The sequence below is a fragment of the Stenotrophomonas sp. LST15-1-1.1 genome, assembly GCF_040815575.1.
Taxonomy (GTDB): Bacteria; Pseudomonadota; Gammaproteobacteria; order Xanthomonadales; family Xanthomonadaceae; genus Stenotrophomonas; species Stenotrophomonas lactitubi_B.
The window spans coordinates 341,870-355,608 of sequence record NZ_JBFPNJ010000012.1; the positions used below are offsets into that span (position 1 = coordinate 341,870).

Below are 13,739 nucleotides of genomic sequence, written 5' to 3' on the forward strand. Positions count from 1 at the left end.
CCCCCCGACCAGGCCGTGTTACTGGCCTGGGCCCATGCCGCGGTTCATCCCGATCGCCTGGGCCACGTTCTGGCTCAAGGGCAGGTTGTTGGCCGCGGTATTGCGTACCAGCTCCAGCTGCAGCCGGTTGCTGGCGGTCTGACCATCGCCGGCCAGGGCAATGCCCTGCCCCACGCTGCCATTGCGGATCCATTGCTGTACCAGGCTCTGCCCATCGACCTGCAGCAGCAGGCGCGCCTGGTTGCCATCGAGCATGGCCGTGGCGGTAGCGCCACCCTGTTGTGCCTGCGCCATGCGGCTGCCGTCATCGCTCATTGCTGTCGGCACCGCGCCGTCACGTACGGTAAGGGTGGTCACGTTGCGCGCGGTGTTGCCATCGCCGGCGACCTGCACGCTCTGCACCAGCCCACTGGCATTGGCCAGGCCGGCACTGTCGATGCTGCGCCCTGCCGTCGTCGGCAACGGTGCGTCAGCGGAGGTGACGTGGACGCTGGGCTGGAAACTCAGTCTCGGTGACCCGCCATTGCGGAAATCCATGCCCAGGGTGAGCGCCCCCTGCACCACCGCACCATTGGGCCCCTGCCACTGCGAAATCATCGTCACCCCGAACCAGGCCACGTTGTTGCCACCGACGGTGTAGCGGCCACGCATCAGGTTCAGTTCGGGATCGGGTATTTCCTTCAGGCCACGCCCCGGTGCGCCGTCCGCCGCCATCAACGGCGACACCGACAGCATCAGCAGCAAGGCGAGTACTACACGTTGGCATTGCATGATCGTGCCTCCTTCAGAACAGGTCGGCGTGGCTGAAGCCGAAGTCGACCAGTTCGGCATCGGTGATCGGTCCCTGCCGCGCATACAACGCGCGGGCACTGGGCCGCTCGCTGGGTTGCAGCAGCACCGTGTTGCGATCGAAGTCGCTGCCGATCACGACGAAAACGGCGCGTGACGGCCAGGCGGCACTGAACTCGGCCAAGGACAGGCTGCGGTTGCCCAGGATCGGATCGGCCACTTCCACCACGCCGTCGCGCACCTGCTTGAGCACGACGAAATGCCGGAAGCCGCGTACATCCATCAGCACCAGTCCAGGAACCCGCAACGTGCGCAGGCGCGATTCATCGATGCGATAACCGCGTCCACGCATGCCCAGCGATTCGACATAGCGTTTGATGTCCAACAGCGAGAAACCACGTTCCTTGACCAGCTGTGGATCGGATACCCCCATCATTCCCTCGATCACCGTCGCCTCGGTGGTGTCCAGGTGGTAGGCATAACGCAGGATGGTGGCCAGAGCGGCCGCCCCGCAGCTGTAGTCGGTGTGCTGCCGCACCAGGTTGCGATACCGCCGCTCCTGCATGCTTTCCACCTTCTGCTGCAGCAGCGCGCCGTTGGGCAGCACCCCGCTGAACACCACCTCGCCCGCCCAGCCACATGCGCTGGTCAGCAGCAGCAGGCAGGGCAGCAGACGCAACCACCAGCGATGACCGGCCATGCTGTTCTCCACGAGAAGGAAGGAGCCCCTGCCCCAAGGGGGAGGAGGGACAGGGGCTCCCGGGGGAACCCGGCCATTGGCGGATGGCCGGGCTTGTTGCGCTCAACGCAGGTTCGCTGCGAAAGCGGTCACACCGTGGATCATTCGCCGCCGCCGGTCCCACCGCCGGTGCTCGGCTGTGCCACGGCCAATGCCAGGCTGTTGGCCTGCAGGTTGCCGGTACCCGATGCCACGTTCACACCGATGTTGCCGGACGCGCCGGAGAACGCGCTGCCGGACAGTGCCGAGGTGTTGGTCGCATTGACGTTCACCCAGCGGGTGGTGCTGACCGTGCCACTGAGGCTGGCATACAGGTCGGCCACGCCCAGTTCGACGAACTGGCTGGTGCCGCTTTCACGCGTATCGAAGCCCAGGCCACCCACTCCCGGCCGGTTCGGGTTCATCGTTGCGTTCTGGATCTGGTTGTCCAGATCGATGTGCCCGGTCGCGTTGCCACCCGGATGCGGCAGATCGCCACTCCACGTATCGAGGTAGTAGTTGGCCATCTGGTAGGCATTGCCGGTGCCGCGATAGGTACCGGCACCCACGGCCAGGGTACCGCCAGCGACGCGACCACTCAGGCCGACCTGCACCGTATCGGTGTAGGACTGCACGAAGCCGGCGTTGGACACGGTGTTGCCGGTGGACACCTGGTTGGAGCTGATGCTCGACTGCGCCATCGCACTGGTGGCTACCGAGGCAGCGAGCGCGTTCTTCTGCTCGTTGTTGTTGCCCGAGGCGATGTTCACACCGATGTTGCCCGATGCGCCGCCGAAGGCATTGCCACCGAGGCCAGCGGCGTTGGTGACGCCGGAGTTCATGGTGGTGTTGCCGAAGCCGGCCTGGTTGACGAACACCTCGGCGTCGGCCATGCCGAAGCTGAAGGAGGCATCCGCAGCCGACAGCGACGCAGCGTTGTCCTGCGCGTTGTTGTCGCCAGCCACCACGTTGAAGCCGAGGTTGCCGGAGGCACCGGCGCCGACATCATCGGCGATCGACGCGCTGTTGGTGACCAGGCTGTTGCCGGTGACGTTGTTGCTGATCGACTGGCGGTTGTCGATCACGGCGATGGCTGCCGAATCCAGATCGATGTCACCGCTGATGGTCGGGTCGCCGGAGAAGTTGATGTCCGAGCTCAGCCGCAGGTCCTTCTCCAGGTTCACGTCGACGCCGTGGTTGTTCTTTTCCTTGCGCTCGTCGGCCTGGATGTTGCTGTTCTTCTGCACCTGCTCGTTGACGTTCACCGTACGATTGCGGGTCACGTTCGAGGTGTCGGTGTTGTTGCGTACCGTGGTGTTGGTGCGGGTCCAGTTGCGGACTTCGTTGTCGGTGTGGTTGTGCGTGTCGTTGCGGGTTTCGGTCACGACGTGGTTGTGGTTGATGTTCGCATTGGCGTTCTGGTTGTCCCAGCCATTGGCCGCAGCAGCGGTCGAGGCAGTGGCAATTGCCATGGCGAGTACGGTCTTTTTGACAGTCGCTTTCATGGTGCCCTCTCTCTCATCAGGTGATTGGTTCGGGTGGGTGGTACTCACGGGTTGCCCTGCACGACCAGGCCCAGAACATTGGCCGTATCGTTTCGCGCTCCCGCGATCTGATTGAGTTGCAGGACACCGTCGAAGCCCCGCAGTGCCGTCGACGAAACGCCGACACTGCGGATACCCGCCGCAACACCGTCACCGGTATCGCCCTGCCCCCCTGCTGACGCGATGTCCGAGGCGGCCAACGCCGTGTCATCGGACTCGCGTATTCCTTGCCGGGCCAGCGTCGCGCTGACGACATTGAGCGTCGTGTTGGCGATGCCGCTGGCCTGGTTGATCGATGCAATGCCGCTGGCCCCTGCCAGCGCCTGTCCGGCGATGTGCGCGCTGGCTTCCAGTGGTGCCGACAGCACGACATCGTTGCTGTGCTGCTGCCGCGCAACGATGGCCACGTCGGCGCGGTCGCCGCTGGCCATGCCATGCAGATTGGCCTGGATGTTGAGATCGCCCGCCGCCTGGTTGATGGCGATGGCACCACTGGCACCGGCCAGCGCGCGGCCATCGATGCGGGTCACGTCGAGGTAGGCCAGCATGCCGCTGTAGTCGTCGGCCAGCGCTGCGGCCGGCACTGCCAGGAAGGCCGACAGCAGCACCGCGCGCTTCACTTTCCACCCGCCTGCGCCGGCGCGCCCAGCGGGAACTGCGACAGTGCGCCGCGCACGGTATCGCCGATGCCACGTGTGGTATTGCCGACCGCCCCCAGCGGGCCGCTCATCGCACCGCTGAGGCTGCTGCCACTCATCATCCCCTCACCCGAGCGGCCAAGGGTTCCGCCCAGCGCCTGCTGGGTCACCCGCTCGACCGTGGTGACGCCGTGCGCGTGCACGCTGCCGGACTGGCCAGCGCCGAGGCCGGCATAGTCGTCATCGCTGAGTTCATCCATGCCGCTTGCGGCGCCACCGCTGCCGAGTGCGGCGGCGATCTCATGTTGCGGTTTCGGATCGGCGATCAAAGCCACCCCGGGCGGCGCCATGCGGTAGGCCGGGCGCGTGGCCACGTCGCGCAACAGGACGATTTCGCCAGGCTGCGCCTTCACCCCCTGTCGCGCGCCCGAAGCCGCGGCGGCCAGCGGAACGGCCAACACCAGCAGCAGTGCAAGCTGCCGGCTGGAAACAGTAAAAAGGGTGGTGCTGCCGTCCATGCCGCTCTCCCGTTGCCTATGCGCAGGGAGTGAGCAGCTTTCGTGCCAACACCGGGAGGCCGTCGCAGCAGGGGTTTCACGGGCAACAGCACGGCGGCATGACGCCGCAGTGTTACAACTTCGTTCGGATTTCGTTGGCCTTAACGCGCAGGAAACACCACTGCGCAAGGCGCCATCAGGGCTGTATCAGTAGTGTTACAGGTACCGATACAGCCCGATGCAGTGCCGCTTCAGGCGCGCGGCGGACTCGGGTCGGGATCATCGATGCCGACGTTGGTCGACGGGTTGTCGTACACCGTCTGGTCGAGCAGGCCGGTTTCCTTGGCCACCAGCACCGGCACCAGCATCTGGCCCGTCACATTCGTCATCGTGCGCATCATGTCCAGGATGCGGTCGATCGCATACAGATAGCCGATGGTTTCCAGCGGCAGGTTGGCCGCGCTCAGCACCACCGTGGCCATGATCACCGCCGTACCCGGCACACCGGCGGTACCGAAGCTGCCCAGCACCGAAGCGATCAGCACCACCACGTACTGCTCGGGCGTCAGCGGCACACCGCTGTACTGCGCGATGAACACCGCGCACAGCGCCGGATAGATCGCGCCGCAGCCATCCATCTTGATGCTCGCGCCCAGCGGCACCGCGAACGAACCGTAGTCCTTGTTCACGCCCAGGTTGTGGGTGATCGAACGCAGCGCAACCGGCATCGCCGCGAAGCTGGAGGAGCTGACGAAGGCCACCTGCATGCCCGGCGCCGCGCCGCGGAAGAACTTCAGGGGATTCAGGCCGTGCGCCAGCAGTAGCGCGCTGTACACCACCACGATGTGCAGAGCGCAGGCCACGTACAGCGCCAGCACGAAGTGGCCCAGCGGCAGCAGCTTCTCGAAACCATAGCTGCCGACCAGGCCGGCAATCAGGCCGAAGGTGCCGATCGGGGTGACTTCCAGCACGAAGCGGGTCACCTGGATCATGATGTCGCTCATCTGCCCGACCAGCTTGCGCGCTTCGGTCACCTTCTCGCCGAGCTTGACGATGGCAAAGCCGACCAGGCCTGCGAAGAAGATCACCGGCAGGATCGAACCGCGCCCTGCGGCCAACACGGTTTCACCTGCGGCGTTGACCTTGGTGCCGATACCCGACAGCGCGTAGAACACGTTGGACGGCACCACATCCAGCAGCACCTGCACCACGCTGGGCACTTCGCGCGGCACATAGTTGCTGGCCATCGACAGCTGCAGGCCACCGGCGCCGGGCTGCAGCACCGTACCCACGCCCAAGCCCACGCATACGGCCAGCGCGGCGGTGATCACGAACCACAGGAACGTGCGCCCGCTGAGCGCGGCGACCGATTTCTGGCCGTGCAGCGAAGAGATCGCGTTGATGACCGCAAAGAACACCAGCGGCACCGCGATCATCTTGATCAGGGTGACGTACAGCTCGCCAAGTGGGCCGAACCAGGTTTCGGCCGCCGGGCCAAGCGCCCAGCCGGCCAGCGCACCGAGCACGAAGCCACCGACCACGCGCTGCCAGAATGGAATCCGCAGCCAGGCAGAGACCAGCTTCATAGGCAATCCAAGGGGGTAGGAAGGGATGCTGGCACGATAGCCCAAGGCGGGCCGCAGAACGACCGCCCACGCGGCAAATCAGTGTGTCATCGGCGTGCCTTGCGGGGCCGGGCATAATGAACGTCCCGTTACACTTTGTGAGATCCCAGCGTCCATGCGTCGTTCCGTCTCCCTGTTGGCCGCCTGCGCCACGACCCTGCTGCTCGGTGCCTGCGCCAGCACCGCCCCCGCGTCCGCTCCGGCCGGCCTGAAGGTCAGCGTTGCCCCCGTCGCCCACCCTGCCGGTGAAACCCCGCAGTGGTGGTACCGCAGCGGTGCCGCCCAGGCGGCCGCCAATGGTGCGATGGCCGGCAAGGCCAAAAACGTCATCCTGTTCCTGGGTGACGGCATGAGCCTGACCACCGTGGCTGCCTCGCGCATCTACGAAGGCCAGCAGAAGGGCGGCTCGGGCGAAGAGAACCTGTTGTCGTGGGAGCGCTTCCCGGCCACCGCGTTCAGCAAGACCTACAACACCGATTCGCAGACGCCGGATTCGGCCGGCACCATGACCGCCATCACCACCGGCGTGAAGACCCACATGGGGGCGATCGGCGTCAGTGCCGGCAGCCGCACCGACTGCGCCGACAGCCTGTCCAAGGGCCTGCTGACCTGGCTGCAGCTGGCCGACAGCGCCGGCCTGGCCACCGGTGTGGTGTCCACCGCACGCCTGACCCACGCCACCCCGGCCGCGACCTACGCGCACTCGCCCGAGCGCAACTGGGAAAACGACACCGACCTGACCGAAGCGGCCAAGGCCGCCGGCTGCAAGGACATCGCCCAGCAGCTGCTGTCGACCTCGCGTTACGGCCGTGGCCCGCTGGTCGCCCTGGGCGGCGGTCGCGGTGAGTTCACCACCGTGGAAGAGCGCGACCCCGAGTACGACGACAAGGTCGGCCAGCGCCTGGACGGCCGCAGCCTGGTGCAGGAATGGCAGCAGGCGCACCCGCAGGGCGCCTATGTGTGGAACAGCAAGCAGCTGCAGGCCGCCGCCAACGCTCCGGCGATTCTTGGCCTGTTCGAGCCGGACCACATGCGCTACGAGTACGAACGCCCGCAGGACCCGGCTGGTGAGCCGAGCCTGGCCGAGCTGACCGCTGCAGCGATCAAGAACCTGTCGCGCCACCAGGAAGGCTACGTGCTGATGATCGAAGGCGCGCGCATCGACCACGCCAACCACAGCGGCAACGCCTACCGGGCACTGACCGAAACCGTGGCCCTGTCCGATGCCGTGCGCGTGGCCAACGAGCTGACCTCGGCCGACGACACGCTGATCATCGTCACCGCCGACCATTCGCACACCCTGAACTTCGTCGGCTACCCGGCCCGTGGCAACCCGATCCTGGGCAAGGTGAAGGACAAGGGCGGCGAAGACGGCGCGGGCAAGCTCGACCTGGCGCTGGACGGCAACGGCCAGCCCTACACCACCCTGAGCTATGCCAACGGCCCCGGCCACACCGGCACCAGCAACCAGCAGCCGGCCGGCCCGAAGCGCTACCCGCACAACCCCAGCAGCTTCGAGCCGGCCAACGGCCGCCCGAACCTGCACGATGTCGATACCGAGCATCCGGATTACATGCAGGAAGCGCTGGTCCCGATGAAGTCCGAATCGCATGGTGGCGAGGACGTCGGCATCTGGGCACGCGGCCCGGGCAGCAAGGCGATCCGCGGCACCCTGGAACAGAACGCGATCTACCACATGATCGTGCAGGCCACCCCCGCCCTGCGCGATCGCCTGTGCAAGGCCGGCACGTGCGACGACAAGGGCGTACCGGTGGAACTGCCGGCACCGGCCACCTTCGAGCGCAAGGCGGACAGCAAGTGATGGCACGGCCGGCACGCCCTGCCCTGGCCAGCCTGCGCCATGTGCGCTGGCTGGCCCTGCTGGGCGTGCTGGCCAGCACCTGTGCGTCGGCGCAGGGGCCGGCCTGCAAGGTCATGACCGAAGAACACGGGTTGTGGATGCTGCCCGGCTGCGAGGTCGTCGACCACAAGCCGCAGATCAGCGCGGACACCCTGCAGGATCTTCCCTACGACGGCGATGGCCTGGCGCTGGTACAGACCGCCGACGGCTTCCACTACGTCGACCGTCGCGGCCGCAGCCAGGCGGTGATCGCCTGGGACAACGGCGCAGATCCGCTGCAGGAAGGCGTGTTCCGCGGCCGCGTCGGCGATCGCGTGGGCTACTTCAACGCCGCCTTCGAGCAGGTGATTGCGGCCACGTTCGATTTTGCCTGGCCGTTCCAGGACGGCGTGGCCGAGGTCTGCAACGGCTGCCGCCGAGGCACGCCCGATGGCGACGGGCATACGCCGATGGAAGGCGGCGAGTGGTTCCGCATCGATCGTTCCGGTCGCCGGCTGAAGTAAGGGGTTTATCGGCAGGGCTGCGCCCTGCACCTGCCGAAACAACGGCAACAGCCGAGCAACAGCAACAGCAACAGCAACGGCAACAGCGGGCGTTCCGTGGGATGGCGGGGCGGTGTCGGATTGCGGGGACGCCGTAAACCCATCCATGGGGGCTTGGCAGCCGCATCCATGCGGCTGACACCCCGCAATCCGACACCGCCCCACCTCTGACAGTTGGCCGGTTGCCAGTAGATCCACGCCATGCGTGGATGAATCTCTTTCAGATATCGAAATCAATCCGGGGTCAGATCCGTTTTCCTACGGAAAACGGGTCTGACCCCAAGAGCCATTCCAACAGATCGCGGGAAACTGTCGAAGGCGGGGTGGGTCCGGTTGCGGGGGCGTAAGCGCCATGGATGGCGCGACCGAGCTTACAGGGACGTACTTGCAGCGTCCCCCGCAACCGGACCCACCCCGCCATCCCACGGAATGCCCGCTGTTGCTTTGGCTGTTGCCATTGCCCTGGCATCGGCAGGTGCAGGGCGCAGCCCTGCCGGCTCACCCACCCACCCTATACTTGCCGCCGTGACCGCCTTCCCCGCCCTCGTTCCGTTGGATGCACCGCTGCTGGTCGGCTACAGCGGCGGCCTGGATTCGACCGTGCTGCTGCACTGGCTGTGGCGATCGGCGCAAGCCGCCGGCACACCACTGCGTGCCATCCATGTACACCACGGCCTGCAACCGGCTGCCGATGATTGGGTGCGCCACTGCCAGCAGCAATGTGCTGCGCTGGGCATCGAGCTGGCCGTGCACCGCGTGCAGGTCACGCGTGATGGCGGGCATGGGATCGAAGGTGCCGCGCGGATGGCACGCCGTGCTGCATTCACCGCCGAATTGCAGACTGGAGAAACCCTCGCGCTGGCCCAGCACCAGGATGACCAGGCCGAGACCTTCCTGCTGCGCGCGTTGCGCGGCTCGGGCATTGATGGGCTGGCGGCGATGACCGCTGACAGCCGCCTCGATGGCCATCGGCTGTGGCGGCCGTTGCTCGATGTGCCTCGCAGCAGCCTGCAGGCCTACGCCACAACACACGGCCTGCAGTGGATCGAAGACCCCAGCAACAGCGAAGATCACGCCGACCGCAATTTCCTGCGTCTGCGGGTGTTGCCACTGCTGCGCCAGCGCTGGCCACACGCCACGGCCGCGTTGGCGGGCAGCGCCGCGCATAGCGCGCAGACCCGCGCGCTGCTCGACGAAGAAGATGCCGAGCTGCTCGCCCACCTGGAAGTGGCACCCCGGGTGCTGTCGCTGGAGCTGCTGCGCCAGGTCGCACCCGAGCGCGCGGCGCGCGTGCTGCGTGCGTGGGTACGCCGCCATGGCGCAGCCCCGTTGCCAGCGCATGTGCTGCGTCAGGTGCAGAACGAATTGATGGCGGCAGGCGCCGATCGGCAATCGCAGGTGCGTTGGCAGCAGCACGTCATCCGCCAGTGGCGCCAGCATGCCTATCTGCTGCCCGCAGAACTGCCGACGCTGCCGAAGAACTGGCAGGCGGCATGGGACGGTCGGGCGCCACTGCAGCTGCCCGACGGCGGCCAGCTGCGGCTGCTCGGCACGGAGAGCTTCGAACACCCGCTGCAACTTCGCGCCCGCGAAGGCGGCGAACGCATCGTACTGCCCGGCCGTACGCATTCATCCGCGTTGAAGGACTGCCTGCAGCGCGAGCACCTGGCACCCTGGCGGCGCGCGCAGCTGCCCCTGCTGTTCGACGGTGGGCAGCTGCTGGCGGCCGCCGACGTGGTTGTTTCCGCACCGCTGCAGGCCTGGTTGCAGGCACGCAATGCACAGTTGCAGTGGCATCCGGGCGGCTGGTGAATTGACCCTCGCGCGCGCGCCGTCCACACTTGTCGCATGGCCAAGAAGTCCCCCGAAAACGCCTCCCCGGTCGCCCAGTTCGAGCAGTCGCTCGAATCGCTGGAACAACTGGTGGAGCAGATGGAAACCGGCGAGCTGAGCCTGGAAGCCTCGCTCAGTGCTTACGAACGTGGCGTGGGCCTGTACCGCCAGTGCCAGCAGGCGCTGGAGCAGGCCGAACTGCGCGTACGCCTGCTCAGTGATCCGGCCCAGCCCGAAACCGCCGAACCGTTCGATCCGCCCAGCCATGACGGCTGAGGCGTTGTTCGCGCGCTGGCGCGACCGTATCGAAAGCCAGCTCGACGCCGCCCTGCCCTCACCGGCCGAAGCCCCGCAGCGCCTGCACCAGGCGATGCGCTATTCCGTGCTCGGTGGCGGCAAGCGCATGCGCCCCCTGCTGGTCTATGCCGCCGGCCAGGTGTTCGGCGCCCCGCTGGACAGGCTTGATGCCGCAGCGATGGCGGTGGAGCTGATCCACGCGTACTCGCTGGTGCACGACGATCTGCCCGCGATGGATGACGACGCCCTGCGCCGTGGCAAGCCCACCACTCACATCGCCTTCGACGAAGCCACCGCGATCCTCGCCGGTGACGCCCTGCAGACCCGTGCCTTCGGCCTGCTGGCCGATGCGCCGCTGCCGGCGGCATTGCGCGTGGCGTGCCTGCAGACCCTGGCCCATGCCTCCGGTGCGGCCGGCATGTGCGGTGGCCAGGCGCTGGACATCGATGCCACCGGTCAGCAGCAGTCGCTCGCAGCCCTGACCCGCATGCATGCGCTGAAGACCGGTGCGCTGATCCGCGCCGCGGTGCGCATGGGCGCGCTGTGCGGTGATGCGCCCGCACCCGTGCTGGCCCAGCTGGACGGCTTCGCCGATGCGCTCGGCCTGGCCTTCCAGGTCCGCGACGACATCCTCGATGTCGAAGCCAGTTCCGAGCAGCTGGGCAAGACCGCCGGCAAGGACCAGGCCCAGGACAAGAGCACCTTCCCCGCCCTGCTCGGCATGGACGGTGCCAAGGCGCAGCTGCGCGAACTGTCCGCTCGCATGCAGCAGGCGCTGGCGGGCTATCACGAAGAAGCCGATGCGCTGCGCGCGCTGGCCACGCTGGCGGTGGAACGCGACCACTGAGGCAGCGTGCCGCCACCAACAAAAAACGCCCGGCAGTGCCGGGCGTTTTCGTATCCGCGTACAGCCTGTCTTACTTGATCAGGCGCAGCGCGAACGGGTAACGGTAAGCTTCGCCGTTGTTGGCCTTCACCGCAGCGATGATGCTGAAGACCAGGCTGAGCAGGCCGACGATCGGCGCCAGGAACATGCCGATGATCACGAAGCTCAGGATGACGCAGACGAACATCGCGATGGAGACGGTGATCTGGAAGTTCAGGGCTTCCTTGGCCTGGTCGGTGACGAAGGCCTTGCTGGCGTCATCCTTGTTGATCAGCCAGATGATCAGCGCGCCGATGAACCAGGTGAAGATGCCCAGCAGGTGCGCCGCCAGGGCCATGGTGCGCTGGTCGGCAGGTACGCTGCTCGCCGCCGGGACGTTCTCGAATTCGCTCACGACAAAACTCCTTTTTATTGGGTGGTCTTGACCGACCGGCGGCAGGCCGGTCGCGTCAGGCGGGCCTAGCTTACGCCATCAATGGCATCAATCATTGCCGGCGATCGTCATCCGTCCCACCAGGATCGAGCCGGTGCGGATATGCGAGCGCGGATCGACGTCGCTGCCGACCGCCTCGATGGCCATGAACATGTCGCGCAGGTTGCCGGCGATGGTGATGCCGTCCACCGGATACTGGATCTGGCCGTTCTCCACGCGGAAGCCGCCGGCGCCGCGCGAGTAGTCGCCGGTCACCCCGTTCACCCCCTGCCCCATCAGCTCGGTCACCAGCAGGCCGTTGCCCATCTGCGCGGCGATGTCCTGCAGCGAACCGGCATTGGCCGCCAGCTGCAGGTTGTGCACGCCGCCGGCATTGGCGGTGGTCTGCAGGCCCAGCTTGCGCGCCGAATAGCTGCCCAGCACATAACGCTGCAGCACGCCGTCACGGACCAGGGCCGATGCACGCGTGGCCACACCGTCGCCGTCGAAGGCCGCCGAGCGCAGGCCACGGCGCAGGTGGGGCAGCTCCTCGATCTGCATCCAGTCGGGGAACAGCTGCTGGTCGACGCTGTCCAGCAGGAAGCTGGCCTGGCGGTACAGTGCGCCGCCGGACACCGCCGACAGCAGATGGCCCACCAGGCTGCGCGCTACTTCCGGCGCGTACAGCACCGGCATGCTGCCGGTCGGCAGTGAGCGCGGCTGCAGGCGAGCGATCGTGCGCTCGGCGGCGCGGCGACCGACGCTGGCCGGATCTTCCAGGTCCTCGCGGGCCAGTGCGCCGGTGTACCAGCCGTCGCGCTGCATGCCATCGCCGGTGCCGGCAATCAGCGCACAGCCGATCGAATGATGGGTACCGCGCTCGCGGCCGATGAACCCATGCGAATTGGCGTAGACCGACACGCTCTGCATGCTCGACACCGAGGCGCCATCGGAATTGCGGATCTGTACATCGGCTTCGCGGCCCGCTGCCTCGCAGGCCAGTGCCAGGTCCACCGCCTCGTCGGCCTGCAGCTCCCAGGGGTGCCAGCCGTCCAGCTCGGGGAAGTCGCGGGCCATCAAGCCGGCCTCGGCCAGGCCGGCGGCCGGGTCGTCCTCGGTATGGCGGGCGATCGCGCAGGCCTGCTCGACGGTGGCCAGCAGGCTGGCCTCATGCAGGTCGGCGGTGCTGGCACTGCCCTTGCGCTGGCCGAAGTAGACGGTCACGGCAATGCCGCGATCGCGGGTGGACTGCACGGTCTCGACCTCGCCGAGACGGACATTGACCTCCAGCCCGCGGTCCTCGCTGCAGCTGACCTCGGCCTGGCTGGCGCCCAGCGCGCGGGCACGCTGCAGCAGCTGCTGGGAGATGTCGGCCAGCCGTTCCAGCCGGGCCGGGCTGTCGTCGCCGACGGCGACTTCAGGGGCGATCACGTTCAATGCTTTATCCTGTGCGGGTTGGGCCCGGCATCACGCCGGGCGACTTTTTTTGAAATCAGGTAGGGACGATGCGCGGACGCGACGAAGAAACCGGTGAATTCCACGACAAGAGCCGCAGCCAGAACCGGCGCGATGCGCTCGACGTCCTGGCCCTGGGCGAGAAGCTGGTGTCGCTGACCCCGGCCCAGCTGGCGCGCCTGCCGATCCCGGAGGACCTGCTGCCGCACATCGCCGAGTGCAAGCGCATCACCGCCCATATCGCGCACAAGCGGCAGCTGGCGTTCCTGGCCAAGCACATGCGCCGCGAGGACGATGCCGCGCTGGACGCGATCCGCGATGCGCTGGATGCCAACAGCGACACCGGTCGCCGCGAAGTGGCGATGATGCACCGCGCCGAAGACTGGCGCGAGCGACTGCTGGCCGAGGGCGACACCGCGCTGGCCGCACTGCTCAACGATTACCCGCAGGCCGACCGCCAGCAGCTGCGCACGCTGGTGCGCAACGCCCAGGCCGAAAAGGCGAAGAACAAGCCGCCGCGCGCCTACCGCGAGATCTTCCAGGTGCTGCGCGCGCTTATGCTGCCGGCCGCCCTGGGCCTGAAGGCATCCGGTGAGGACATCGAGGCGGACGCGCCGGTCGACGACGCCGACGAGGACTGAG

At 67.1% G+C, this 13,739-nt stretch carries 14 protein-coding genes; 6 read left to right on the forward strand and 8 right to left on the reverse strand.

Translation table 11 applies throughout. The features are described from left to right. Nucleotides 1-18 precede the first annotated feature (18 nt). The 6 genes from MRBLST15_RS09310 to MRBLST15_RS09335 form a co-directional block, all read right to left on the reverse strand. The gene (locus tag MRBLST15_RS09310; RefSeq protein WP_367785758.1) at nucleotides 19-771 is read right to left on the reverse strand and encodes a hypothetical protein; all 753 of its coding nucleotides are present in this window, start codon (nucleotides 769-771) and stop codon (nucleotides 19-21) included. A gap of 13 nt (nucleotides 772-784) precedes the next feature. After that, complete coding sequence (locus MRBLST15_RS09315; RefSeq protein ID WP_025876073.1) at nucleotides 785-1,489, reverse strand: C39 family peptidase; 705 nt, start codon at nucleotides 1,487-1,489, stop codon at nucleotides 785-787. A gap of 140 nt (nucleotides 1,490-1,629) precedes the next feature. After that, nucleotides 1,630-3,012 carry an adhesin gene (locus MRBLST15_RS09320; RefSeq protein ID WP_367785759.1) on the reverse strand — a complete coding sequence of 461 codons (1,383 nt, stop codon included), beginning with the start codon at nucleotides 3,010-3,012 and terminating at the stop codon, nucleotides 1,630-1,632. Between the two features lie 44 nt (nucleotides 3,013-3,056). After that, nucleotides 3,057-3,671, reverse strand: a complete 615-nt coding sequence (locus MRBLST15_RS09325) for a hypothetical protein (protein ID WP_367785760.1) — start codon at nucleotides 3,669-3,671, stop codon at nucleotides 3,057-3,059. Then, complete coding sequence (locus MRBLST15_RS09330; RefSeq protein WP_265952431.1) at nucleotides 3,668-4,207, reverse strand: hypothetical protein; 540 nt, start codon at nucleotides 4,205-4,207, stop codon at nucleotides 3,668-3,670. The genes MRBLST15_RS09325 and MRBLST15_RS09330 overlap by 4 nt, the downstream gene beginning before the upstream one ends. A gap of 230 nt (nucleotides 4,208-4,437) precedes the next feature. Further along, nucleotides 4,438-5,772, reverse strand: a complete 1,335-nt coding sequence (locus MRBLST15_RS09335) for a dicarboxylate/amino acid:cation symporter (RefSeq protein ID WP_025876066.1) — start codon at nucleotides 5,770-5,772, stop codon at nucleotides 4,438-4,440. A gap of 154 nt (nucleotides 5,773-5,926) precedes the next feature. Here MRBLST15_RS09335 and MRBLST15_RS09340 point away from each other — a divergent pair, with 154 nt between their 5' ends. The 5 genes from MRBLST15_RS09340 (at nucleotide 5,927) to MRBLST15_RS09360 (ending at nucleotide 11,191) form a co-directional block, all read left to right on the forward strand. Continuing rightward, the gene (locus MRBLST15_RS09340; RefSeq protein ID WP_100553149.1) at nucleotides 5,927-7,633 is read left to right on the forward strand and encodes an alkaline phosphatase; all 1,707 of its coding nucleotides are present in this window, start codon (nucleotides 5,927-5,929) and stop codon (nucleotides 7,631-7,633) included. Then, nucleotides 7,630-8,175, forward strand: coding sequence for a WG repeat-containing protein (locus MRBLST15_RS09345; protein ID WP_312705491.1), 546 nt, complete (start codon nucleotides 7,630-7,632; stop codon nucleotides 8,173-8,175). The genes MRBLST15_RS09340 and MRBLST15_RS09345 overlap by 4 nt, the downstream gene beginning before the upstream one ends. 564 nt (nucleotides 8,176-8,739) lie before the next feature. Next, nucleotides 8,740-10,026 (forward strand): tRNA lysidine(34) synthetase TilS, encoded by a 1,287-nt coding sequence (gene tilS, locus MRBLST15_RS09350; protein ID WP_312705774.1) that lies wholly within the window; start codon nucleotides 8,740-8,742, stop codon nucleotides 10,024-10,026. A 36-nt stretch (nucleotides 10,027-10,062) separates the two neighbouring features. Then, nucleotides 10,063-10,323, forward strand: coding sequence for an exodeoxyribonuclease VII small subunit (locus MRBLST15_RS09355; RefSeq protein WP_006381978.1), 261 nt, complete (start codon nucleotides 10,063-10,065; stop codon nucleotides 10,321-10,323). Continuing rightward, nucleotides 10,313-11,191: a polyprenyl synthetase family protein gene (locus tag MRBLST15_RS09360; RefSeq protein ID WP_367785761.1), complete on the forward strand. Its 879-nt coding sequence runs from the start codon at nucleotides 10,313-10,315 to the stop codon at nucleotides 11,189-11,191. The genes MRBLST15_RS09355 and MRBLST15_RS09360 overlap by 11 nt, the downstream gene beginning before the upstream one ends. 70 nt (nucleotides 11,192-11,261) lie before the next feature. On the opposite strand, the gene MRBLST15_RS09365 is transcribed toward MRBLST15_RS09360, so the two are convergent. Both MRBLST15_RS09365 and pmbA read right to left on the reverse strand, forming a co-directional pair. Then, entirely contained in the window at nucleotides 11,262-11,624 is a 363-nt protein-coding gene (locus tag MRBLST15_RS09365) for a DUF4870 domain-containing protein (protein WP_265953497.1), read from the reverse strand. An 87-nt stretch (nucleotides 11,625-11,711) separates the two neighbouring features. Next, nucleotides 11,712-13,079: a metalloprotease PmbA gene (pmbA, locus tag MRBLST15_RS09370; protein ID WP_312705776.1), complete on the reverse strand. Its 1,368-nt coding sequence runs from the start codon at nucleotides 13,077-13,079 to the stop codon at nucleotides 11,712-11,714. A gap of 68 nt (nucleotides 13,080-13,147) precedes the next feature. Here pmbA and yjgA point away from each other — a divergent pair, with 68 nt between their 5' ends. After that, on the forward strand, nucleotides 13,148-13,738 hold the full coding sequence (gene yjgA, locus MRBLST15_RS09375; RefSeq protein WP_367785762.1) for a ribosome biogenesis factor YjgA: 591 nt from the start codon (nucleotides 13,148-13,150) through the stop codon (nucleotides 13,736-13,738). Nucleotide 13,739 lies beyond the last annotated feature (1 nt).